At 63.4% G+C, this 22,208-nt stretch carries 20 protein-coding genes; 3 read left to right on the top strand and 17 right to left on the bottom strand.

All coding sequences use genetic code 11. The annotated features are described in order from the left end of the window. Both GXY33_04755 and GXY33_04750 read left to right on the top strand, forming a co-directional pair. On the top strand, nucleotides 1-503 hold a 503-nt coding region (locus GXY33_04755), incomplete at its 5' end, for a homocysteine methyltransferase (protein ID NLX04437.1). Between the two features lie 198 nt (nucleotides 504-701). Then, nucleotides 702-2,060 (top strand): hypothetical protein, encoded by a 1,359-nt coding sequence (locus tag GXY33_04750; protein NLX04436.1) that lies wholly within the window; start codon nucleotides 702-704, stop codon nucleotides 2,058-2,060. Nucleotides 2,061-2,158: 98 nt separating this feature from the next. Here GXY33_04750 and GXY33_04745 read toward each other — a convergent pair whose 3' ends face one another. After that, on the bottom strand, nucleotides 2,159-3,235 hold the full coding sequence (locus GXY33_04745) for an NAD(P)-dependent alcohol dehydrogenase (GenBank protein ID NLX04435.1): 1,077 nt from the start codon (nucleotides 3,233-3,235) through the stop codon (nucleotides 2,159-2,161). Nucleotide 3,236: 1 nt separating this feature from the next. Beyond that, a complete protein-coding gene (locus tag GXY33_04740) occupies nucleotides 3,237-3,986 on the bottom strand; it encodes an LpxI family protein (protein NLX04434.1) in 750 nt (249 codons plus the stop codon). A 334-nt stretch (nucleotides 3,987-4,320) separates the two neighbouring features. Between GXY33_04740 and GXY33_04735 the strand changes: the two genes are divergently transcribed. Next, nucleotides 4,321-5,439, top strand: a complete 1,119-nt coding sequence (locus tag GXY33_04735; protein ID NLX04433.1) for a hypothetical protein — start codon at nucleotides 4,321-4,323, stop codon at nucleotides 5,437-5,439. Between the two features lie 103 nt (nucleotides 5,440-5,542). Here the strand turns inward: GXY33_04735 and GXY33_04730 are convergent, their stop codons facing one another. The 15 genes from GXY33_04730 to GXY33_04660 all read right to left on the bottom strand — a co-directional run bounded on the left by GXY33_04730 (nucleotide 5,543) and on the right by GXY33_04660 (nucleotide 21,998). Beyond that, entirely contained in the window at nucleotides 5,543-6,238 is a 696-nt protein-coding gene (locus tag GXY33_04730) for a tetratricopeptide repeat protein (GenBank protein NLX04432.1), read from the bottom strand. A 26-nt stretch (nucleotides 6,239-6,264) separates the two neighbouring features. Beyond that, nucleotides 6,265-6,789, bottom strand: coding sequence for a hypothetical protein (locus GXY33_04725; protein NLX04431.1), 525 nt, complete (start codon nucleotides 6,787-6,789; stop codon nucleotides 6,265-6,267). Between the two features lie 50 nt (nucleotides 6,790-6,839). Continuing rightward, on the bottom strand, nucleotides 6,840-7,790 hold the full coding sequence (locus GXY33_04720) for a type II secretion system F family protein (GenBank protein ID NLX04430.1): 951 nt from the start codon (nucleotides 7,788-7,790) through the stop codon (nucleotides 6,840-6,842). Between the two features lie 10 nt (nucleotides 7,791-7,800). Continuing rightward, nucleotides 7,801-8,799: a type II secretion system F family protein gene (locus GXY33_04715; GenBank protein NLX04429.1), complete on the bottom strand. Its 999-nt coding sequence runs from the start codon at nucleotides 8,797-8,799 to the stop codon at nucleotides 7,801-7,803. 12 nt (nucleotides 8,800-8,811) lie between these two features. Then, nucleotides 8,812-10,212, bottom strand: coding sequence for a CpaF family protein (locus tag GXY33_04710; protein NLX04428.1), 1,401 nt, complete (start codon nucleotides 10,210-10,212; stop codon nucleotides 8,812-8,814). A 21-nt stretch (nucleotides 10,213-10,233) separates the two neighbouring features. Continuing rightward, the gene (locus GXY33_04705; protein NLX04427.1) at nucleotides 10,234-11,424 is read right to left on the bottom strand and encodes a MinD/ParA family protein; all 1,191 of its coding nucleotides are present in this window, start codon (nucleotides 11,422-11,424) and stop codon (nucleotides 10,234-10,236) included. A gap of 702 nt (nucleotides 11,425-12,126) precedes the next feature. Next, nucleotides 12,127-13,359, bottom strand: coding sequence for a hypothetical protein (locus GXY33_04700; GenBank protein ID NLX04426.1), 1,233 nt, complete (start codon nucleotides 13,357-13,359; stop codon nucleotides 12,127-12,129). Between the two features lie 85 nt (nucleotides 13,360-13,444). After that, nucleotides 13,445-14,644: a hypothetical protein gene (locus GXY33_04695; GenBank protein NLX04425.1), complete on the bottom strand. Its 1,200-nt coding sequence runs from the start codon at nucleotides 14,642-14,644 to the stop codon at nucleotides 13,445-13,447. Nucleotides 14,645-14,841: 197 nt separating this feature from the next. Continuing rightward, a complete protein-coding gene (locus GXY33_04690) occupies nucleotides 14,842-16,053 on the bottom strand; it encodes a hypothetical protein (protein ID NLX04424.1) in 1,212 nt (403 codons plus the stop codon). 104 nt (nucleotides 16,054-16,157) lie between these two features. Next, the gene (locus tag GXY33_04685) at nucleotides 16,158-17,633 is read right to left on the bottom strand and encodes a type II and III secretion system protein family protein (protein ID NLX04423.1); all 1,476 of its coding nucleotides are present in this window, start codon (nucleotides 17,631-17,633) and stop codon (nucleotides 16,158-16,160) included. 137 nt (nucleotides 17,634-17,770) lie between these two features. Further along, nucleotides 17,771-18,826 (bottom strand): Flp pilus assembly protein CpaB, encoded by a 1,056-nt coding sequence (gene cpaB, locus GXY33_04680; GenBank protein NLX04422.1) that lies wholly within the window; start codon nucleotides 18,824-18,826, stop codon nucleotides 17,771-17,773. Between the two features lie 93 nt (nucleotides 18,827-18,919). Next, nucleotides 18,920-19,279: a pilus assembly protein gene (locus GXY33_04675; protein NLX04421.1), complete on the bottom strand. Its 360-nt coding sequence runs from the start codon at nucleotides 19,277-19,279 to the stop codon at nucleotides 18,920-18,922. A 67-nt stretch (nucleotides 19,280-19,346) separates the two neighbouring features. After that, the gene (locus GXY33_04670) at nucleotides 19,347-19,898 is read right to left on the bottom strand and encodes a prepilin peptidase (protein ID NLX04420.1); all 552 of its coding nucleotides are present in this window, start codon (nucleotides 19,896-19,898) and stop codon (nucleotides 19,347-19,349) included. A 133-nt stretch (nucleotides 19,899-20,031) separates the two neighbouring features. Continuing rightward, nucleotides 20,032-20,214, bottom strand: a complete 183-nt coding sequence (locus GXY33_04665) for a Flp family type IVb pilin (GenBank protein ID NLX04419.1) — start codon at nucleotides 20,212-20,214, stop codon at nucleotides 20,032-20,034. A 479-nt stretch (nucleotides 20,215-20,693) separates the two neighbouring features. Further along, on the bottom strand, nucleotides 20,694-21,998 hold the full coding sequence (locus tag GXY33_04660; protein ID NLX04418.1) for a DUF2029 domain-containing protein: 1,305 nt from the start codon (nucleotides 21,996-21,998) through the stop codon (nucleotides 20,694-20,696). Nucleotides 21,999-22,208 lie beyond the last annotated feature (210 nt).

The raw sequence follows: 22,208 nt of genomic DNA, 5'->3' as shown, positions 1-22,208 counted from the left end.
TCGCCGGGTTTGTCGAGCAGGTCAAGGGGCTGGTGGCGGGCCGGCCGGATGCGATCATCCTGGAGACGTTCGCCGATCTGGACGAGTGGAAACTGGCGGCGCGGGCGGTCAAGGACGTCACGGACCTGCCGGTGATCGGATGCTTCACCTTCGACAGCGGGCCGGACAAGTCGCGGACGATGATGGGGGTCTCGGTGACGGACGCGGTGGCCGCAGCCGAGGAACTGGGGTTGGCCGGGGTGGGCGCCAACTGTGGTCTGGGGGTCGAAAACTATCTGCCTATCGCCCGGGCTTACCGGGATGCGACCACGTTGGCGGTCTGGATCAAACCCAACGCCGGTCTGCCCCGTCAGGAGGGCGATCGGGTGGTCTACCAGCAGACGGCTGAGGAGTTCGCCCAGCACGCGATGAAGATCGCCGAGTTAAAGATCAACTTCCTCGGCGGGTGCTGCGGGACCACTCCGGCCCACATCGCGGCTATGAATCGATCGCTAAGTCATTGACTGGGCGGGATTTGCCGAAGGAACATTCGCGAGGCGGGCTGGCGAGAATGTCCGTGTTGCTTTTAGTACCAAACACCCGGTCTGATGAACTGGGTTTGACGGTTTTCACATCAAGCCATCTGCCGGGTGATGCCGATATCAGTGCGTAACCGAGTTCAGTATGGGTTTCTTTATGTTCCTGTTTTGGAGGCGCGTTTCATGTTGAGCAGAGTCTATCCTTTGTTGCTGCTTCTGGTGGTGGGTGTGCTGGTGGTTGGGATGGTCGGGTGTAACGGAGGCATTGTGGATCCGAACACGACCGATCCGAACACGACGGACCCGAATACGAGCGATCCGAATACCACGGATCCGAACACAACTGATCCGAACACGACCGATCCGAACACGACGGACCCGAACACGGCGGAGTTGACGATCGTCAAGACGAGCATCGCGATGCGCCATGACGCGGACATCGAGGCGGGCGACGACCTGATCGCCTACGGGACGGACACGCTGGTTGGCGTCTCGTACATGGTTCCGAGCGAAGGCGAGAGTTCGGCCAAGGCGGTGACGAACTCTGAGAAGTTCGACAGCAGCGGGTTTGCCGTCGGCGGCAAGACGATCTTCCTGGCCGGCAGCAACACCGCCGATCTGATGTTCCAGGTGGCGGTCTTCGACACCGAGACCGAGACCCTGACGGTCATCGACCCGAACGAGATCTATCTGAACAGCATCCCGGTCAGCGCCGACGACACGGGCAACATCCAGGCGGACGGCGACTACTGCATCGTGATCTGCAACCAGAACGAGGTGGCGGACGGGGCGATCATCAAGGTGATCGACGTCAGCGGCGAGACCCCGGTGGTCGTATCGCTTCCGAATCCGGATGGCGTGGACTACGCGGGTGGAGTTGACATGGTTCAGGTGGACGCCGAGAGCATGAAGGCGGTCGCCGTGGCCGACGGGAAGATCACGATCTACGATCTGGAAAACCCGCAAGCGGCCCCGATCGTGGCGGCGCCGGTCAATGAGGCGGGCGGCGACGTGCAGGTCGAGATGGACCAGGGGTACCTGATCGGCCTCGATGATCAGAGCTATCCGCAGGCCTTCCTGGTCAACCTGGACGACGGGAACGTAATCACGATGACGGACGCGGAGGCGACGTTCGACGTGGCCATCGCGGGTGCCGCGTACGCCTTCTTCGCCGACTACGACGCGGACGACTCGATGGGCGGTTCGCAGCGGACGGCGGTCGGTTCGGTCCCGAACCCGGCCTTCACGAAGGTCGCGAGGGAGGACTACATCGACGGTTCGACCAACAACAACGGCTGGGTCGGCTATGCCGGCAGCATGGACGTGGCCGCCGAGGGCGACTACATCTTCCTCGCCGACTCGTATCTGCAGTACAGCACGGGCGGCCCGTCGTTCACGGTTCCGGCCGATCCGGACGGCGAAGACACGTACGGCTGCCCGGCGTGGGACGTCGATTGCACTATTAACACGGTTGCATTCAAGACGGCGGAGACTCGTAGCGATAACACGACGGTCACCGTCGGCTACATTGCCCTGCCGTAATCCGACGACAGAGCAACGCTAGATCGATCAAGGCGAGAGCGCTACGGCGCTCTCGCTTTTTTTATGGGCAGGGGGAGGCCGCCTGAATCACAATCCGATCAGCCGGCGACGTTGATGATGATCTTGAGGGTTCCCGGTTCGGGGCTGGCGGACATCTGGAGGGCTTCTTCGGCCTTTTCGAGGGGCAGGTGATGGGTGACGATGGCCCCGGGATCGATGGCGCCGGATTCGGCGAGGGCGATTGACGGTGGATAGCAGTTGGCGTAGCGGAACTGGCCCTTGATCTGGAGTTCCCTGGAGGCGGCTGAGACGATGTCCAGAGCGACCTGGGGGTCGGGCGGCAGGCCGACCAGCATAGCCGAGCCGGCCGGTCGGACGGAGGCGAGGGCGGCGCGAGTGGTCGCAACGGCGCCGGCCGTTTCGAAGGCCACGTCGACGCCCGCCGTCGTCGAGGGCTCGCCGGTCTGCTCCTGGATCAACGTGCGAATGGTCTCGGCGGAGTCCTCGATCCGCCGGGCATTGATCGTGTAGCGGGCTCCGAATCGCTCAGCCTGTTCGAGCCGCCAGTCGTCGAGATCGACGGCGATGATCGTCGCTGCGCCCAGCGCCCTGGCCACCTGGATGGTCATGGCCCCGATGGGCCCGGCTCCGAAAACCGCGACGCTGGCTCCGGCTTGGATGGGCGCCCGCCGACAGGACCAGAGGGCGACCGCGGTCGGCTCCATCATGGCCGCCTGGTCGAACGTCATTGCCTCGGGCACTTTGAACACGAAGTCCGCCGGCCAGGCCAGGTACTGGCAGAAGGCTCCGTCGACCGGCGGCGTGGCGAGAAACACCACCTCCGGGCAGAGGTTGTACAATCCGGACTTGCAGTATCGGCAGGTTCGGCAGGTGTAGCCAGGTTCGATGGCGACCCGGTCGCCTTCGCTGAGGTTCTTGACGTCGCGGCCGAGGCCCGCCACCGTGGCGGAGGCCTCATGGCCCAGGATCAGCGGCTCTTTGACGACGAACTGGCCGATCCGTCCGTGCGTGTAGTAGTGGACGTCGGAGCCGCAGACCCCCACCCGCTGGATCTTCAGGAGCACCTCGTTGGCTTTGGGCGAAGGGATCGGACGGTCCTCGATAGCGACCTTCCCTTTTCCCAACAGCACCGCGGCTTTCATTGTGCCGGCCATCTCAATCCTCCCGTTGCTCCTGCTCGCCCCGCGCTTGACGGCCGAGCACGGCGATGCCGTAGCGTTCGGCCAGGCGCAAGGTCTTGTCCTTCTCGATGATCAGCGTCTTGCCCGCCTCGACGACCACCGCCGCCGCTTTGGCCTCGTGGAGTTTTTCGATCGTCTGCGGGCCGATCGTCGGCACGTCGAACCGCATGTCCTGATTGGCCTGGGCCACCTTAATCAGCGTCCAGCCGGAGCGGGCAAGTCGGCCGGCCCGTTCGATCATGGCGTCGGTGCCTTCGATGGCTTCGACCGCGACGATGTCCTTCTCTCGCACGGCGATGGCCTGGCCGATGTCCATCCGGGCGATTTTCAGGGCGATGGGCCAGGCGAACTCGATGTCGCTGCGGGCCGCGGCGGCAGGGGAGTTGGCGGTCAGTTGTCCTTCCTCGGCAAGGGCTTCGGGACAGTATTTGACGGAGTTCTCCACGGTGATTCCCGCCTCGTGCAGTTCGTCGGCCAGGGCCTGCAGGATGGCGAGGTTTCGCCTGTCCTTGCGGGCCCGGCGGTACCAGATTCTCAGGGTTCGCCAGTCCGGCAGATACTGCAGTATCCGCCAGGGCGTAAACGCGTCGGTCTTGCGAACTCCCCCCGCCAATATTAGTCGTTCGGCTCCAAACTTGCGAGACCATTTTATCCACCGGCCGACCCGGGCGATCGGCACCCAGCGGAAGCAGTCGGCCAGACGCTGCAACTCCGGGCTGGCCACGTGCCGGAGGGCCAGGATGCAGACCTCCAGACCCGCCTCTCTTGCCCCGTGGGCGACCAGAGCGGGGAACTGGCCGGTGCCGGCGATGATGACAAGCTTGGATTTGGTAGTATCAGTCAGGTTCAGGCCTCCTGCGACGGTCGTTGCGAGTTCCTAATGTAGCCGTGGCTTGGACGACGGTCAAACCCGGAATTGCCCGGATCATCTGCGGCAGGGGGGATAGAATTTGCTGAAATCCGGTCTTCGGGGCAACCAAGGCCGCTTGATCCGTATAATGGTTTGAGGTATCAATAGTGCCATGTTTCTGAAAAATAGCATCAAATTGATCGGTGTATTGGCAGTAGCCTCGGTGGTCTGGTTTTTGCACCAGTCGAGCGTGTCAAAGGCCTCGATGACCGATGAGGGAGCGGCTGGGCCGGCGGCGAATGCGCCGGCCGCCCCGAAGGCGGATCAAGACGTTTTTCGTGGGATGGCGATCCAAATCAACTACGTTTCGAACGGGATCGAGCCGTATCTGGAGATGATCGACGAGGTGGCCGCGCTGGGGGCCAATACGGTGGGGCTTTCGACGGCTGGTTATCAGGATCACGCCGGTTCGGCGGGCATCTTTCTGGACGCCCGCTGGTGCCCGTCGAAGGAGCAGTTCAAGCAGCTCATTGCGCGGGCTCGTTCGCACGGGCTGAAGGTGGCGATCATGCCGGTGGTCCTGCTGAAGAACCCGCAGGACACCGAGTGGCGCGGGGTCATCAAGCCGCCGGACTGGGACGCGTGGTTTGCCAGCTATCTGGAGTTCATCAAGTACTTCGCGGAAGTGGGGCTGGAGAACGACGCTGAGATGCTGGTGGTCGGGGCCGAGTTGATCTCGACGGAAGGGTTCCGCGAGCGCTGGACCAAGCTGATCGGCGAGATCCGCAAGATCTACCACGGCAAGTTGCTGTATTCGTCGAACTGGGACCACTACCGCGAGGTGAGTTTCTGGGACCAGTTGGACGTGATCGGCATGACCACCTACCACAAGCTCTCGGACAAGGAGAACCCGCCGTTGACGACGCTGCTGGGCAGTTGGTCAAAGATCAAACGGGAGATTCTCGACTGGCAGAAGACGGTGAATAAGCCGATCCTGTTCACCGAGGTCGGCTGGTGTTCGCAGCCGGGGGCGAGCATCGAGGCGTGGAACTACTATCGTCATCAGAAACCCTCGGCGGAAGGGCTGGAAGAACAGAAGAAGTGCTACGAAGCTTTCATTCGCACGTGGGACGATGAGGCGACGGTGGCCGGGGCGATGTGGTGGGAGTGGACGCCCGGTCCTGGAGGAGAAGCCGACCACGGCTATACCCCCAAGGCCAAGCCGGCCGAGAGGGTCCTGCGGGACTGGTATCAGAAGGGCAAGGTGCTGCGGTCGGCGATGCGGGCCGAGAAGACGGCCCTCGAGGCTGAGGCTCAGAAAAACTGACTTGCTCTGATGCCGAGGCGGATATCAAAAAAGACATGCCCGGGCCGAACGCCCGGGCATGCTGTCCTATCTGTCGCTTCTGTCTGGTGGTTGGTGTGTCTGATCAGTTGGCGGAGGCCAGATTGTCCAGGGCCACGCGGGCCGGAGTGAAGCGGGGGTTCTCGAGCAGGGCCTGCTCGTAGTACTTTCGGGCCTGGTCCACCTCGCCGGCGAACTGGTGCAGCACGCCGAGGTTGTAGACGGCCTCGTAGGGCCGGCACACCTGTTCGAGGTACTGGCGGGCCTCGGCGAAACGCTTGAGCCGGCCGAGCACCACCGCCAGGTTCATCTTGGCCAGGTTGAACTCGGGGTCAGCGGCCAGGGCGTTCTTCAACTCGGCCTCGGCGTTCTGGTACTGCTTCTGCACAATGTACAAGTAGGCCAGATTGTTGTGGAGCGACGCGTCGTTGGGGGCCATGGCGAGGGCCTTCTTGAACGTCCGCTCCGCTTCGGGGTACTCCGTGAGCCTCATGCACAACAGGGCGTAGCCGTTGTAGGCGGGCCCGTACGCCGGGTCGATTTCGATCGCCCGCCGGTATCGGGCTGCCGCTTCCTTGAGACTGCCCTGGCTTTCCAGAAGCCTGGCTGCGGCGCAATACGCGCCGGCGCTGATCTTGATGTCCGGGCCTGACTGCAGAGGCGGCACGGCCTCGAGCTCCGCCTGGTTCTGCTGGAACTGCATGGCGTTATTCTTCTGCTGACATCCAAACAGCAGCAGGGCCAGGTAGACGCAGATCATCCAGACAATCGCCCTGATCATGAGTTTTTCACCTCATCGGGAAGCTCTTATTTTCCGCCGAGAATGGTGCCGTTGGCGCTGCCCGCATCGCACGACTTGATGCGGTTCTTGTCGTAGGCGACGGCGGCTTCTTCGGCGCTCATGCCCTGGTTTGGGGGCAGTCCGACCGTCACCTGAACCTTGGCCTCGGGCAGTCCCCATTGCTTGAGATAGGCTACGACGGTATCCATGCGTTCATCCGTCAGCACCGAGCGGGGTTCGCGCAGGTTCAGCACGATCGTCCCGCCGTAGTTCTCCACGATCCAGGCGAGGCGATTGAGTTTGTCGGTGCCGGTGCCGTTGAGGATCGGGCGGTTCGGCAGGAAGTGGATGTCGGTCAGGGCCATGTCCGCCATGTCGGCGTTCTCGGCCTGCCGGTCGTTCTGACGGGTCAGAGGATGATCGGGTCTAGCGGGACAGGCGGAGACGGACTTGGTTTCGACCTTGTCGCGCTTCTCGCAGCAGCAGCCGGCCACGCTGCAGATCAGCAGAGAGATGATCGCCGGGACCAGTGTCAATCGAATGAGTCGCATTGCATTTCCTCCAGAAAACAGTGGGTCTTTAGTATGAATTATCGGCACGACTAGCCGCCTCCCGTGAGAAGGGTGCTGCTGAGGGTCTGCCAGAGCTTCAGGACGGCCGGTCCCGCCAGCACGACGAAAATGGCGGGGAAGATGAAGAGGATCAGCGGGATGATGAGCTTGACCGCTGTCTTGGCCGCCCGCTCTTCCGCCTGCTGACGGCGTTTGGTCCGCAGCGTTTCGGCGTGGACCCGCAGGGCGCTGGCGATACTGGTGCCGAACTTTTCGGCCTGGACGAGGATCGCGGCGAGGGACTTCAGTTCGGCGACGCCGGTCCGCAGGGCCAGGTTTTCGAGGGCCTCGGAGCGGGCGATGCCCATCTGCACCTCCATGTTGGAGAGCACGAACTCCTCGGAGAGTTCGGGGTGGACCGCTCCCATTTCCGAACTGACCCGCTGCATGGCCGCGTCGAGGCCGAGGCCCGCTTCCACACAGACCACCATCAGGTCGAGGCAGTCGGGCATTCCGTGGGTGACTTTCTCGGCCCGGGCCTTTCGGGCCAGGTACAGCCAACCCTCGGGCATGAAGAACCCCAGCCCGGTGGCGAAGATGGTCATGCCGAAGATCTTCATCGGCGGGTGGTCGCCTCCGATGGTCACGAAGAGGGCCAGGCAGGTCATCAGAACGGCCGCGATGGACTTGCTGGCCAGGAAGATCACCGGGGCGGTTTCGGTGCGAATGCCGGCGTTGGCCAAGCGGATTTTCAGGTTGTTCTGTTGCGAGGCGGACTTGGGCTTCATCGGTTTGGCCAGGACCGGAGCGGCTTTCCTTCTGAACCACTCGGCGGCCGATCCCTCATCCGCCCTGGATTTGCCGGGTCCGTCTGTGGGTTTCCGGTCGTCCAGCCGCCGCTTCAGGGCGTCGCGGCGCTCGTGGCGACCGGCCAGAACCGAATAGCCGATGAGGCCCATCGAGACGACCATGAGTACGGCGATTCCGAGGATAGGCGACATAGTAGACCTCTCATATCTTGATGTTCACGATCTTCTTGATCATCAACATGCCGACCGCCTGCATGAAGATGGCCCCGCCCAGGAGAATCTGTCCCTCCTTTTCATAGAGCAGCACTCCGGCGTAAGTTGGGTTCATGCCCCAGGCCAGGAGGAACACGAAGAAGGGCAGGGCGCTGAGGACCCAGCCGGACATCCGGCCTTCCGCGGTCAGAGCCTTGACCTGGCCCATGATCGTGATTCGTTCGCGGATGACGGACCCGATTTTCTGGAGGACCTCGGCGAGGTCGCCGCCGGTCTGGCGCTGGATCAGCACCGCGGTCACGAAGAACTTCACGTCCATCTGGTCGGTCCGGGCTGCGAAGTTGCGCAAGGCCTCCTCCAGCTTGATGCCCAGGTTCTGTTCCTGGAAGATCCGCGTGAACTCGGATCCGACCGGATCGGGAAGCTGCTTGCCCACCAGTTGGATGCCCGAGGCCAGGGCGTGCCCGGCCCGAAGCGACTGGCAGAGCATGTCGAACACGTCGGGAAGCTGGAGCACAAGTTTGTTCATCCGGCGTTTGGCCAGGAACTTGATCACGAACACCGGCAACACGAGGATGGCGGCGGCCAGCGACGCCACGAGCCACAGGCTGAAATGGAACAGCAGCCCGCCGGTGAAGACGACGGCGGCGGCCAGGATGAGATTCAGGATCATCCTGGCCCCCGAGAACGGCAGGTCCGCCTGGCTGATCCAGGTCTGGATCCGCTGGGTCAGGCTGATCTGCTCCAGGATCGTCTCGTAGAGCTTTTTGCCGCCGGATCGGTTGCGAAGGATCGACATCTCGACGGACTTGACCCGTTTGCGGGCCTGCTCGTCGCGCATGCGTTCGACGACCTTCTTGCGGTCGCCGCCATGGAAGTCGTTCCATATCTGGTAGGCGGAGTAGAAGACCAGCATCATGCCCGCGATGGGAAGGAGCATGAGCATGGCCGTCTGGATGTAAGAGGTAATCGTGGCGAAACCGTCCACGTGCCTGCCCTCCTATTCTTCGTAGTCTTTCATCATGACTCGCGGTTCGAATATTTCCACATCGACATCGGCGCCGTAGGCACGGAGTTTTTCGAGGAACGTGGGGCGGATGCCGGTCGCGCAGAATGAGCCGTAGGCCCGGCCCGATCCATCGACGCCTTCCTGCTTGTACACGAACAAGTCCTGCATGGTGATGGTCTCGCCTTCCATGCCGGTGACCTCGCTGATGTACAGCACGCGCCGCGGTCCGCCGGTGAGGCGCGCCCCCTGGACCAGAATATTGACCGCGGAGGCGAACTGCTGGCGGATGGCCTTGACCGGCAGGTCGTAGCCGGCCATCGAGACCATGGTCTCGATACGCCCGATGGCGTCGCGCGGGGTGTTGGCGTGGACGGTGGTCATCGATCCGTCGTGGCCGGTGTTCATGGCCTGGAGCATGTCGAGGGCCTCGGCCCCGCGGACCTCGCCGACGATGATCCGGTCGGGCCGCATACGCAGGGAGTTGATCAGCAGGTCGCGGATGGCGACCTGGCCCTTGCCCTCGATGTTCGGCGGGCGGGACTCCAGCCGCACCACGTGCGGCTGCTGGAGGATCAGTTCCGCGGCGTCCTCGATCGTCACGATCCGTTCGTTGGACGGGATGAAGCTCGAGAGGTTGTTCAGCAGGGTGGTCTTGCCGGAGCCGGTTCCGCCGACGATCAGGACGTTCAGCCGCGCCTTGACGCACGCGCAGAGGAAATCCACCATCTCCTGGGTGATCGATTTGAACTGGAGCAGGTCGTCCATGCGGACCGGGTCGGCTCCGAATCGCCGGATCGAGACGCTCGGTCCGTCGATGGCCAGCGGCGGGATGACCGCGTTGACGCGGGAGCCGTCGGGCAGACGGGCGTCCACCATGGGCGAGACCTCGTCGCACCGGCGTCCGACCGCCGAGACGATCTTGTCGATGATGTGCAGCAGATGAGCGTCGTCCTTGAACTGGACGTCGGTCGGTTCGAGGCGTCCGCCACGCTCCACGTACACCTGCTTGGCCCCGTTGACGAGGATATCCGTAATGGTTGGGTCCTTCAGCAGGACCTCGAGTGGCCCGAGGCCGAAGACCTCGTCGATGACCTCGCTGATGAGGCGCTGGCGGTCGTTGAAATTGAGGATCGCCTGCTCTTCGTCGGCCAGCTCGGCCACCACCTGCTTGACCTGCTCGCGGGCCGTGTCCTTGTCCTCGGTTTCCATCCGCGTCAGGTCGAGGCGGTCGACCAGCTTGCGGTGGAGACGGCCCTTGAGGTCCTGGAGCTGCTGCGAACGCTCGCTCAGAACCTTGTTCTTGAGGGTGTCCGGGTTCGGTTCGCGCACGGCGGTCGAGGTCCCTCCGCTGGGGGCGTCGCTCTTGGATTGCTTCTGTCGGTTAAACAGCATCGCGGTCTAACTCCATGTTGGCTACTTGAACATTCGGGACAACAGTCCGGCGGCCCGGCCGTTCGATGCCTTCATCTCGCCGTTGCCGTCCTTGCCGGTGTGGATTCGCTCGGCAAGCTGGCGGATGGCCTCGCGGATCTTGCTCTTGGGAGCGGCGGTCAGCAGAGGCTGGCCCATGTTGATCGAATTGGCGACCGTCCTGGCGTCGTCGGGCAGCACGAAATCGACCTTGCGGGAGAGGCACTGCTCCATGTCGTCGATATCGAGCAGGTTGGCGTCGCTGCTGTGGCGGTTGACCACCACCTGCAGGCGGTCGAGGTTGTATCCCTGACGCTGCAGTTCGCCCAGGATGCGGTTGACGTTGCGGACCGACGGGACGACCAGGTTGACCAGCATGATGGTGAAGTCGGCCAGGTCGAGGATCGCCGGGCTGGTGGTGTCGTGGCGGGAGGGCCCGTCGCAGACCACGTATTCGAACATTTCGCACAGGGCGTTCAGGACGCCGACGGTGTTGGCGGCGGAGATCTGCTCGGCCTGCCCGACGTGCTGCGGGCGGGCCAGGACCATCACGCCGCTCTCGTGGCGGATCAGGGCCTTCTCGACCATCGAGTGGTCCACCGAGTCCAGGGTCTGGCACAGGTCGGCGATGGTGAACTGGGGCGAAGTGTCCAGCAGCGTGGCGACGTGGCCGAAGGCGAAATCCAGGTCCACCACCACCGCCCGCTTGCGGCCCAACTGGGCCAGCTCGCAGCCGAGGTTGGTGGCGACCGTGGTGGCCCCGCATCCGCCGGTGGGTCCGAGAACGCAGACCAGCCGTCCGCTGGGGCCCTGGCTGGTGCTCGCCTTGGCCAGCCGCTCGATCGCCTCGTGAAGCTGTTTGTCGTCGATCGGCCAGAGGAGAAACTCGCGGAAGCCGGAGCGCATCGCCCGCAGGATCAGGTTCGAATCGTTCGACGCGCTGATCCCGAACGTGCAGAGGTCCGGATTCTTGTTCAGCAGTTCGGAAATGAGGGTGGTCAGGCCTTCGGGGTCCGAATCGAGGTTGATGACGGCCAGCTCGGAGGGAAACTGCTCCAGGGCCGAGGGAAACAGCGCGGGTTCGTCTACTTCCGCGACGATTTTGACCCCGTCGTTCTTCAGCAGCTTGGCGCGCAGCGGAGCGGCATAGCTATCGTCGCAATTCAGGACTATTACTCGAATGCCTCGAGCCATGCAGAACTCCAGTTTGGCAGACTTATCGGACAGGACGTTGTGGCCTGTTCCAACCGGGCATCAGCCATTGCTGATATCGGTCCATTCATGCCCGGTGATAAGTCCGCCAGAGCCAAATCCAATGCCTCAGACACGGTCCTGTTCCTGTCGTGTTCCTGCCACGGGGTGTCGATTCTTGGCAGACTGCCGTCGTTCAGCCGTGCCTGCGTCGCATACGTTACGACGGGTCGGTCCGGCTGCCTGGTACGGCTGGACCTCGCCGGCGGAACAATACCCGACAACGGTTCATTGGTGTTATCGTCACCAAAAAGGGGGGGCTTTGGCAGTCGTTCCCATCTTCGCTCTGGCGCACCCGCCCTGACTTATCGGTCCATCTTTCTGACGTTCCGGCGGGTGGACGCTGCTGACCGGCTCAACTCCACCACGCAGGCCCGGAAACGCCTCAGATAAATGTACGATATCTTTCCGGCGAAATGGGCAAGCTGGCGAAAAAAGGCAACGGCGTCAATTGGCGAGTCTCTCATTCCCGGCCGTGCCCTGTCCTCTGGTTCGATTTATCGGACCCGCCGGCGCGTCCAGCGTCTCGCCCCTGAACGCCGGGTACGGCAACGGTCTTGGGTAAAAAGGGCACGGCCGGCCCAAGGCTCTCGGACCGGCCGTGCCCATTCCAGGGCAAAGGATGGGGAGGCGCAATGTCGGGTGTCAGCGGATCAGTCGGATGCGCCCGCCGGTGTAGTGCAGCGGAATCTCGTCGCCGGTGACGATCTCCTCGCCGACGTACACGGTCGGCTGGACCACGATCACCTTGTTCTGCGGGGCGCCGGTGAGGTTGACGTGAACCAGCCGTCCGAATTGCATGTCCGTAATGTTGAACAGCGTGTTGGAGCCGGTTTCGTCAATGGCGTCGTGGACGAAGAATCCGATCACGTCGCCCAGGCGATACTCAAAGTCGTCCTTGAGGCTGGCCATCAGACCGGGGTTGCCCTCGATGTCGTACCCGACCGAGACGATCGGCACGCCCTCGACCGCGTGTTCGTCCTCGAAGCCCGCCTCGGTGTAGAAGACAATGGTGTCGGTGCCGAACTCGGACGTGAGGTCCTCGCCCGTCACGCCATTGCGGATCTGGTCGGCCACCGTCGACGCTCCGTTGTTGCCCACGTTGATATTCAGGATGCCGAACGTTCCTGCGCCGGCGTTACCGTCGGTGTAGTCGTTCTGCCGTTCCGGAAAGATCACCAGTTCGGGAATGCCGTCGGCGCCCTGCGTGATCTGGCCGGTCTGAGGGTCATAGCCGAAGTTGTCGCCGCCGAGAGCGAACACCACGTCGTGCTCAAAACGGTCCTTGTACACGCTCACGGGTATGGTCGGGCCTCTCTTGTTCTGTACGGGGCGATAGCCCTTCATCCGCATGTCGAGATAGGCGGTGGCGGTGACCGACATGTCGGCGGTGTTCTTGCCCCAGATCGCGGCGAAGAACAGGGAGACCGGGGTATTGGCGGCCTGCCGCCCCTTGGCCACCGTGACCTTGACCGCATTGTAGGGGGTCAGGCCCGGCACGAGATCCTGGTCGAGATTGTCGGGATCGGAGATGAACCCGACGGCGATGTCCGAGTAGCTCAGCTTCAGGGGCAGATTTTCGGCGAAGTTCTTGCCCGCATATCTGGCCGCCCGGGCCCGCGCCTCGTAGGCCAGGAGCTCGTGTCCGCCCGGATCGGTGATCGGAACCGGCGTGGTAAGGCCTGAGATTCCCGCCAGGGCCGCCGCGTCGGCCGCCGTCTGCATCTGGTCCTTGACCAGGAACAGATGTCCCAGGTCGATGGCCATGGCGGCGAAACCGGCCATCACCGAGAACGTGACCACCGTCCAGAGCGCCGCCGCCGAACGACGCGATGCCTGCCGGCGCCCGCTCTTGCACTTGCTGCCTTGTTCGATCATGGCGCGTCCTTTCTCTTAGAGCGTTTCTCCGTTCCCCCGCAAAACAGGCGATGTCTCGGCTCTCGCCGAGACATGGCCCAAGTTGTTACCGGACCAGCTTAATCCGCCCGCTCGTCGCGTGAACCGGAGCCGCTGGATCGGTGATGATCTCGCTGCCGACATAGACCGCCGGCTGGATCACCACCGCCTTGGAACTCATGGATCCGTGGAGGTTGACCATCAGCATTCGGCCAAACTGCATACCAACGGTGGTGAACAGGGCGTTGGACCCGGAGCCGTCGCACTCGGTGTGGATGAAGAACCCGACCACGTCGCCAATTCTCGAGCTGAAGTCATCGTCGAGCGACGCCTTCAGGCCCGGGTTGCCGTCGATAATCTGATCCGTGGGGTTTCCCTGGTCGTCGTGGTAGCTGATCCCATCCTCGCCGAACACGCTGGCGATCTCATCGGCGGTCAGGCCGTCGCGGACCTGCCGGGCCAGGGTCGGCACGCCGTTGTTCCCGTTGTTGAAGTTGAGCAGGCCGAAGTTGCCCGCCCCATCGGAGTTGTTGTTGCCGCCGCCCTTGTTATTGTTCTTCTGCTTTTCGGGATAGATGGATATTTCCGGGATCCCGTCCGGGCCGTAGGTGACTTCTCCGGTCTCCGGATCAAAGCCGTAGTTGTCGTCACCGTTGCCGTTGGTAATTTCGTCCGTCCACTTCTCCAGCCGGACGCTCACCGGCATCATCGGTCCGGAGCCTGATTTCGGCTTGAACCGGGCGACCCGCTGGTCGAAGAACGCGACGGACTCGGCGAATGACTCGGACTGGCTTTTGCCCAGGAAGGGGCCGAAGAACAGATTGATCGGGCCGTTGGGCGAGTTGTTTTCCTTTCGTACGATGACTCGCACCGCGTTATATGGCTGGACGCCGTTGAGGAACTGCGTGTTCAGTCCGTTCGGGGTGTTGACCCGGCCGACCTCGACGTCTCCGAAGCCCAGGCCCGCCGCTTTGCCGCCGATCTTGTTCTTGGCGGCGAATTGCCAGGCGCGGGCGATGGCCGCGTACTCGGGTTCAACGGAATTGTTGCCGAACACCGCCTCGGCACTGGCCAGAGCGGAGGCGCCCGCCAGCGCAGCGGAATCGGCGGCTGTCTGCAACTCGTTTCGAACGGTGTGGACGTAGCCGATGTCGATGGCCAACGCGGCCATTCCGCAGATGAACGGCAGCGACAGTGCCGTCCAGACGATCGCGCCGGCTCGCCGATGATACCTTTTCCGCACCTCACCCTTACAGACCTTGTTCATCACGACCCCCTCAACGAGATATAAAGACTGGGCAACACGCCCAGCGGCTTTCATTCCGTTATAAATATACAATACGTTCCCGCCGCGGGCCGTTGGGTGGGGCCCTCCGTCAGGCCCGATAAACAGAGGACGACTCCAAAAGAAAAGGGCCGCAGGACGCGGCCCTTGGGATGGCGGATTCCGTGATCACTCGATCTTTACCGGACGATCCGTGGCCGGCCTCCGGTCAGGTGCGGCGGGGCTCCCGGGTCGGTGATGATCTCGGTGCCCAGGTACGGCGTCGGCTGGATGATGATCGCCTTGTCGCCATTGACCGAGCCTTTGTTTTCCACGGTCATTACCCGGCCGAACTGCATGTTGACCACGTTGTAGTCGATGTTGGCTCCCGAATAGGTGACGCTGTCGTGGATGAAGAAGCCGACTACGGTGCCGATCCGCGAACGCACGTCATCCTCGAGTGTGATCAGCGAGTTCTTCACGCCCGGCGTTCCGTCCAGCACGTGACTGACGGGGCTGCCGTCCTCGCTGATGAATCGGGCCTCCGGTTGACCGAAGGCGGCGGTGAATTCTTCGGCGTTCAGGCCGGTCCTGATCTGGCCGGCGATGGTGGTGGTGCCCATGTTGCCGTTCGAAAAATTGAGCAGTCCGAAGTTGCCGGCCCCGTCCGGACTCTCGGCGTCCTTGGCCTTCTCGGGGAAGATGGAGAGCTCGGGGATGCCGTCGGGTCCCAGCGTCACCTGACCGGTCTCCGGATCGTAGCCGTAGAGATCCTGGCCCAAGGCGTTGTAGATGTCGTTGAGCCACTTGTACTCGTGCACGGTGATGGGGATGGCCGGGCCCGGACGGTTGTCCTTGGCCGGCTTGTAGGCCACCATCCCCGAATCCAGGTACGCGGTGGCCGTCGCCGTCATGTTGGAGGTGTACTTGCCCATGATGCCGGCCAGAAACAGCCGGACCGGACCGGTAGGGCTCGATTCGTCCTTCCGGGTCACCACCCGCAGCGCATTGTAGGGCGGCAGGCCCACGGTCAGCGGCTCGTCCAGGTTGGACGGGTTGTCAAACCGTCCGACCCGAATGTCCTCGAGGTCCAGATGGACCGGCTGTCCGTCGGCCTTGTTCCTGGCGGCGTATGCGACCGCGCGGGCGCGGCCGTCATCGGCCAGGTTCTCCGGCGTGCCGGCGCCGACCACGGCCAAAGGGTTGAGCAGGGCTGAGACGCCGGCCAGGGCGCTGGCGTCGGCGGCGTTCTGGAGTTGGCCCTTGACCACCCGCAGGTAGCCCAGGTCCACGACCAGTGCCCCGACGCTGATCATCAGGGTGCCCGTGATCGCCGTCCAGAGTACGGCGGCGGCCCGCCGCTTCGGCGCGGCCTGCGTTGCCTGTCGTTCCGTGCTTTGCCTTCCAGTCATTTCGTCCTCCTTTGACGTCCTGACGGTGCCGTCAAAACAAGACACGACCGAGGATGGCCCCGGTCGTGTCGTCTGTGATTGTCTTGTGAATACGCCGTTGCGGCTCACTGCGGCTCGGCGTTCGACGTGGATATCTGCGGTCCCCACGGGCCGCACAGCGGGGCCGGCGGCACGTTGGGCGCCTGGGCCGGACGCGTCGTGGTCGGGGTGTAGGAGTCGTCCTCGATCAAACCGAGGCCGTACAACTGCCAGTCGTTCGGCGGCGCAGCCTCCATGCCGGCGACGTAGTCGACCTGGCCCTTGTTCAGGGGCGAGACCAGTTCGGGCGTGATCATGACCACCAGCTCCGACTCCGCCCGCTGATAGTTGACCGAGCGGAACAGGGCGCCGATCACCGGCAGCGAGCCGACGCCAGGAACCCGGGTGGCGATCCCGCGGACGCTCTCGCTGAGCAGACCCGCGATGGCGAAGGTCTGGCCGGAGCCGACCTCGACCATGGTCTGGGTCCGGCGCTTGGTCAGGCCGGGAATGGTCAGGCCGGCGATCTGCACCGCGTTGGTGAAGTCCGGTTCCGAAACCTCGCTGACCACGGCCACGCGGATGATCTGCCCGTCCTGCACGACCGGGGTGAACCTCAGCATCACGCCGTACTCGCGGAACATGATCGCAAGTCCGTCTTCCGTCGGCACCGGCACCGGGTATTCCCCGCCGGCCAGGAACTCGGCCTCGTGGCCGGAAATCGCCACCAGGTTCGGCTCGGCCAGAACCCGCAGCAGATTGTTCTCCTCGACCGCGCGGATGAAGCCCTCAAGCTGCGTCCGCGGCAGACCGAAGTACAGCGTGGTGGTCGGGTTGACCGCCAATTCGCCGCCCATGATCTGGAAGCGGTTTGGTGGGCCGATTGGCACGAGCGTCTGTTCCTGAAGCCCGATGCTGGTCGGGTTGATCAGGTTCAGGTTGCTCCCGGCGAAAGCGTCGGCCCCGAAGAACGTGGCGTTGAAGCCCAGCTCCCGGATCGCTTCGCGCGAGATCTCAGCCACCGTCGCCCGCAGCATTACCTGCTGGACGCCGGCCACTGTGAGCTGATTGTTGATGTTGCTCGAGAAGGCCTTGGCCAGTTCGACCAGGCGCTTGCCGGTGGGGGCGTCGGGGACCGTCCCCTTGAGGATCACCGTGTCGAGGATCGATGAAACCTCGATGTCCGCCCGAGGGGCGGCGTCGGCCAGCGTCTGGGCCAGCCGCTTGACGTCGATGTTCACCCGAATGTCGTAGACGTGTTGCTCGTCCGTTTCGTCCCACAACACCAACTGGGTGAACCCGAGGCTCTGGCCGGTCACCAGGACCAGCTTGGGGGAGACCACCGATACCGACGCGATCTGGTCGTTGGCGATGGCCGCTCGCTTGATCGGGGTCGGGAACTCCAGTCCCACGCTCTCGTTGAGAGTCAGCGTGATCTGCGTCGTCGTCTGCGGCGGCAATTTGATCGTGCGGGCGGTTTGGGTCGTGGTCTGCGACCATCCGGTCGTGCCCACCACCAGCGCCGCCGTCGCCGCCACCGCCGCCAGTGCCCCGCGGCTCATCAGACTGCGTCTGCTTCCTGCGTAAGTGATTGCGTTCATCGATTGGGTCTCCAAGCAATATGGCCGTTGATTACGAATATGGAATTGTCAGCGTCTGCGTCTCTGGAGCAGAACGCGTCGCGGATGCGCCGGACGAGCTATTCGGTGTCGATCACCATCTCCTCCGTCTCCGGAGCGCCGACCGCGGCGGCGGGGGCAAAGCCGTTGCCGACGGGTGCGGCGCTCGGAGCCGCCTTGCCCGTCCGGACCGGCTCATCCTCGATCGCCGACGGGTTCACCCGCTGGTCCGAGCTGCGCGAGGCGAAGAAGATCTGGTCCACCTTCGAACCGACGATCAACTCGACCTGGTAGGGCTCGATCCGGGCCCCGGCCTGGGCGAGTGTCTGCTCCTGGTCGACGGCCGAACCGGTGCGCTTGTTCATCGCCGAGAGGAAGCTGTTCAACAGGTTCGGCTGAAGCGTCTGGCCGGCGGTGTCGGGCGAACCGGAGAGCAGGCGGGCCAGGGTGATTCCCTTGGTCTCGTTTGACTGGTCGTCCAGCGGAGCCCGCAGGGCCAGGCGGATCTTGCCGTTGCTGGCGGCCAGTTGGAGCTTTTCCACCTGGTCCGGCTTGACCAGCAGCGTCACGGACCGATCGAGCTTCATCTTGCTCGCGTCGTCCATGTTGTCGGTGGTGATGTTCTGGCCGACCGCCCGCACCTCGACGTTCTGAAGGACGGTCTTGGAAATCGTCTCATTACCGGTGGAGGTCCGGATCGAGAAGGTCCCGACCACGTCCACCCGGTCGCCCGGGTTGATCAGGCCGGCCACGCCGGTGAACTCATCGACCTTCACCGTGACCGCGCGATAGCCTTCGGGAATCACACCGCGAATTCCGCTCCCGGGTCCGACCATCGGCTGGAGAACCGGAAGCTTCGCCGCCAGCGACACCCGGATCGTCTGGCCGACCAGTTCCTTGACGTCCTTGACCGCCTGGTCGGGCACCAGGCCGTCCGGCATGTCCACCAGGACCAGGTCGGTTTCCGTGAGTTTCGTGCCGACCGGAATCGGGCGCGAAGCCACCACGATCTTGGTGACCGGCCCGGTGGCCGGGCGGCCGCCCTTGGCCTTGGCCAGATAGTCGTAGCCCAGCTTCAGCGCTCCCAAACCGACCAACAGCCCGATAACCATCGGTATCAGTGCTTGCTTGCGCATGGCTCACCCTTTCATACTCAGACTTCGTCGGGAGCGGTCCCGACGACCACTCCGCGATTTGCATCAGTCCATCTATCGACAGAATCGGAAGGGCTATTCAGCGCCCTCTTTACGCATCGACGCCCTGCCCGCGATGTTGAAATTCGTCGGACCGAAGTACCCGCCCAGCAGCGAGACCTCCGAATAGGGCACCTGGACCACCACCGTCTCCGTCGGGTCCGCCTGCGTCGCATGGGTCACCGTCAACTGGTAGTTGCTGATGCCCACCATCTGCATGTAGTTGCCGACCCGGCCGGTGATGTCGCCGTCCGTCGAACCCTCCAGCACCGCCACCCGACAGCCCTCGCGGGCCGCGTTGGTGATGTTCTGATAGACCATGAATGTCCAGCCGAACTCGATGATGCCGAACAAAATGGTCAGAAGCACGGGAAGGACCACGGCCATTTCGACCACCGCGGCCCCCCGACGTCGTTTGTGTGCGGCTCTCGGTCCGTTCCTTATCATTATCATGATTTGGTCCTCACCAGATACCACAGACTTTCAGGCCCATCACCACCAGCATGCCCGCCGTCAGCGGCACGCCGTAGGGGATCAACTGCGCCCGGGTCCCCATCGACTTGACCGATCCCAGGTCGCTGAAGAACAGCTTCGGGCTGCTCAGCTTGATCGCCGCCATCTGGAAGTTCTCGCCCGCCACGCACCAGCGCCGGGCCGCCGCGATCATCGCCAGCGACGCCGCCGCTCCGATAATCGCCCCGATCACGAACGCCCAGAAAATCATCGACGCGCCCATCCAGACGCCGGCGGCGGCCAGAAGTTTCACGTCGCCCGCGCCCATCATGTAGGCGATCCACGGCACGATCAGCAGGGCCAGGCCCGCCAGTCCGCCCAGCAAACCCGCCTGAAGGCCCGCCAGCCCGAACCAGTACGCCTGCACGCCGAACCCGATCACCGCGATCAGCGCATTGAGCCAGTTCGGAACCCGTCGTTCCTTGTAATCGATCCAGGACGCCCACAGCACCAGCGGCGTAAGCATCACGGCCGTCACCTGCCAGTAGCTTTCAACTCCCATCGTACGCCTCCTCAATCGATCCGCTTATCGGCCCCACAAAAGTGAGGCCCCGCGTCAGGTCTTGTCGAACCTGCCCGCGGGGCCATCGGCTCTACCACCTACGCAGCTACCATCGTTCGTGTCACGTCGGCGACTACGAGCCCGTGGGCAGCTGACCCTCGACGTTCGTGAAGATCGAGTTGACCTTCGAGCCCAGCAGCGTGATCGCGGCCAGGGCGACGATGATGATCAGGGCCAGCATCACAGCGTACTCGGTCGCGGTCGGACCATCTTCGCTCACAATGAAACTCTTCACGCGCTCTTTCAGTGCCTTCATTCGAACCTCTCCTTAGAAAAAGGACCTCAACTGAGACAAAAGTTCTTCCCACTCCTGGCCGACCGGGCCCGTTCATCGTGACTGGCCCCGTCGGCGGCGGAGGTCACTCCGCCAAAATTCATGAGCCCCGACGTCCCTGTCGGCATGCGCTCCGGTTGCACCTGCTCGCGTTTCCGGGAACCCCCATCGATCCAGTGACAAGTATGCGGCAAACGGCGTTTCCTGAACCCATGGGCGTTTCTCTCGTAACCGCAGCCGGTCTCAACCGGTTTCTCACCTGACACTGTGGTCATCGGTACGAGAAGGTGGGTACTTGACTTGGCAAGATTGCTTCGGGCCGATTTTCCGCGTTTTCAGTGCTGTCGGTCGCGTTCCGCGTTATCGGCCGTCGCCAAGGCTCTCTCAATCGGCCTTGCCTACTTTAACTTGCAATACAAAACAGGTAAAATCCAACCGGGTCGAAAAAATCCCGCGGCTTGTCAGGAACGGGCAACCCCTCTGAACGGGTCCCGCTCGGTTAGTGTACTATCGTGAGCCGCCGTGGGCAAACCCGCCCGGCCGACCGCCGCCGCCGTCAGGTACGTCCAGACCGCCATGAGCACCGGCGAGGCCTGGACGTGCGCAGCGCCCGAGATCAACCCTCCGACCGCCAGCCACGCAAAACCCGCAACCAGAACGATCCGCACGCCGGCCATCTGCCTCGACAGCTCCGGCCGCTCGCGAAACGCACGAAGCCACAGCACCGCCGGCAGCGCCGACAGCAGCATGTCGTAGTGGAACAGGTGCGGGCTGGCCATCAGCGTCACCAGCATCAAGCCGGCAAGCTGCAGTTCCGGTATGCCCGGCTCTCGCGACCGCGGCCCCTTCCATATCCGCCAGAGCAGCCACAAACAGCCCAACGCCGCCGCTCCCGTCAACACGCGCACCGCCGATGCCGGCAACCAGCCGGACCCCGCAAGGGCGAAGAAACCGTGCCACGAATGCTGCTTGTACACATCAAAGCCTTCGGTCCGCATCAACTCGCCCAGGCTCGAACCGAAGCGCACGTACTGGCTGATGGATTCCGGTCCCAGCATAACGACCGTCAAAATCAGCGTCAAACCGCCTCCCAGGGCCAATCCGCCGATCGCCCGCCAGCGGCCCTTGACCAGCAGCACTGCTGCGGGAATCAGCAGGAACTGAAACTTGAACGCCAGCAATGACAGCACCAGACCGGCTCGCAAGTCCCAGCGGTTCAGCAGACACGCGCAGAACCCGCTGAGCACCATCAGCGTGACAAACGTGTTCTGCCCGCCCGCCAGGGCTTGAAACCACGCCGGCATCGACACCGCCAAAATGACCGCCAGAACCCAGTCCTCGCGGTCAAGCCAGCGACGCCAGATCGCCGCCGTCGCGGCAAAACACGCCAGCGAAAACACCCACCAGACCGCCAGCGCCCCGCCGTATCCCAGCCACGAAATCCACGACATCAGCCAGGCGTAGTGGGGCGGATTCAGATAAAGGCACGTGCCTTGCCACTTCGGGTTGATCGGGGCCATGAACGCCTGCTGCCAAGCCGTCTGGGCCGCCGGCTGATAGAGCGGCTCGACCTGCCCGTCGGCGGCCATCTCGCCGGCCATGTAAAAGGCCAGAAAATCGTGGCCGATGATCTTGCCGCTCGGCTCGATCAGGTTATCGGACCTGGCCGCGACCAGCAGGTAGGCCGCCAGCGTCGCCACCAGCAGCGCCGCGGGGTACATCAGCATCCGCTGACGCGTCAGCACCTTGTCCAACCAGGCCGACATATCCTGTTTCCTTTTCCCCCGTCACATCGGCATTATCGGCCGAGGCCGCGTCCGGGATAAACTCGGTCGGTTACCGGACGCTCCGCTGATTCCGGATCCTCCAGATCTCCAGCGGTTTGTCATTGATACTCGTCTGGTCTCGTGGTATTCTCGAGTGTGCTGCCCGGACGACTCAGACCGCTTGCTGCGGAATCCGGGAGTAGGTTCGTG

The organism is Phycisphaerae bacterium (assembly GCA_012729815.1).
Lineage (GTDB): Bacteria > Planctomycetota > Phycisphaerae > JAAYCJ01 > JAAYCJ01 > JAAYCJ01.
The sequence above is the reverse complement of the archived record's forward strand: the minus strand, read 5'-3'. Positions and strand labels throughout refer to the sequence as shown.

Excerpts from the sequence above, each read along its gene's own strand:
- GXY33_04750 (NLX04436.1), top strand. The coding sequence starts at position 702 with ATGTTGAGCAGAGTCTATCCTTTGTTGCTGCTTCTGGTGGTGGGTGTG.
- GXY33_04745 (NLX04435.1), bottom strand. The coding sequence starts at position 3,235 with ATGGCCGGCACAATGAAAGCCGCGGTGCTGTTGGGAAAAGGGAAGGTC.
- GXY33_04730 (NLX04432.1), bottom strand. The coding sequence starts at position 6,238 with ATGATCAGGGCGATTGTCTGGATGATCTGCGTCTACCTGGCCCTGCTG.
- GXY33_04725 (NLX04431.1), bottom strand. The coding sequence starts at position 6,789 with ATGCGACTCATTCGATTGACACTGGTCCCGGCGATCATCTCTCTGCTG.
- GXY33_04720 (NLX04430.1), bottom strand. The coding sequence starts at position 7,790 with ATGTCGCCTATCCTCGGAATCGCCGTACTCATGGTCGTCTCGATGGGC.
- GXY33_04710 (NLX04428.1), bottom strand. The coding sequence starts at position 10,212 with ATGCTGTTTAACCGACAGAAGCAATCCAAGAGCGACGCCCCCAGCGGA.
- GXY33_04705 (NLX04427.1), bottom strand. The coding sequence starts at position 11,424 with ATGGCTCGAGGCATTCGAGTAATAGTCCTGAATTGCGACGATAGCTAT.
- GXY33_04700 (NLX04426.1), bottom strand. The coding sequence starts at position 13,359 with ATGATCGAACAAGGCAGCAAGTGCAAGAGCGGGCGCCGGCAGGCATCG.
- GXY33_04695 (NLX04425.1), bottom strand. The coding sequence starts at position 14,644 with ATGAACAAGGTCTGTAAGGGTGAGGTGCGGAAAAGGTATCATCGGCGA.
- GXY33_04690 (NLX04424.1), bottom strand. The coding sequence starts at position 16,053 with ATGACTGGAAGGCAAAGCACGGAACGACAGGCAACGCAGGCCGCGCCG.
- GXY33_04685 (NLX04423.1), bottom strand. The coding sequence starts at position 17,633 with ATGAGCCGCGGGGCACTGGCGGCGGTGGCGGCGACGGCGGCGCTGGTG.
- cpaB (NLX04422.1), bottom strand. The coding sequence starts at position 18,826 with ATGCGCAAGCAAGCACTGATACCGATGGTTATCGGGCTGTTGGTCGGT.
- GXY33_04670 (NLX04420.1), bottom strand. The coding sequence starts at position 19,898 with ATGGGAGTTGAAAGCTACTGGCAGGTGACGGCCGTGATGCTTACGCCG.
- GXY33_04665 (NLX04419.1), bottom strand. The coding sequence starts at position 20,214 with ATGAAGGCACTGAAAGAGCGCGTGAAGAGTTTCATTGTGAGCGAAGAT.
- GXY33_04660 (NLX04418.1), bottom strand. The coding sequence starts at position 21,998 with ATGTCGGCCTGGTTGGACAAGGTGCTGACGCGTCAGCGGATGCTGATG.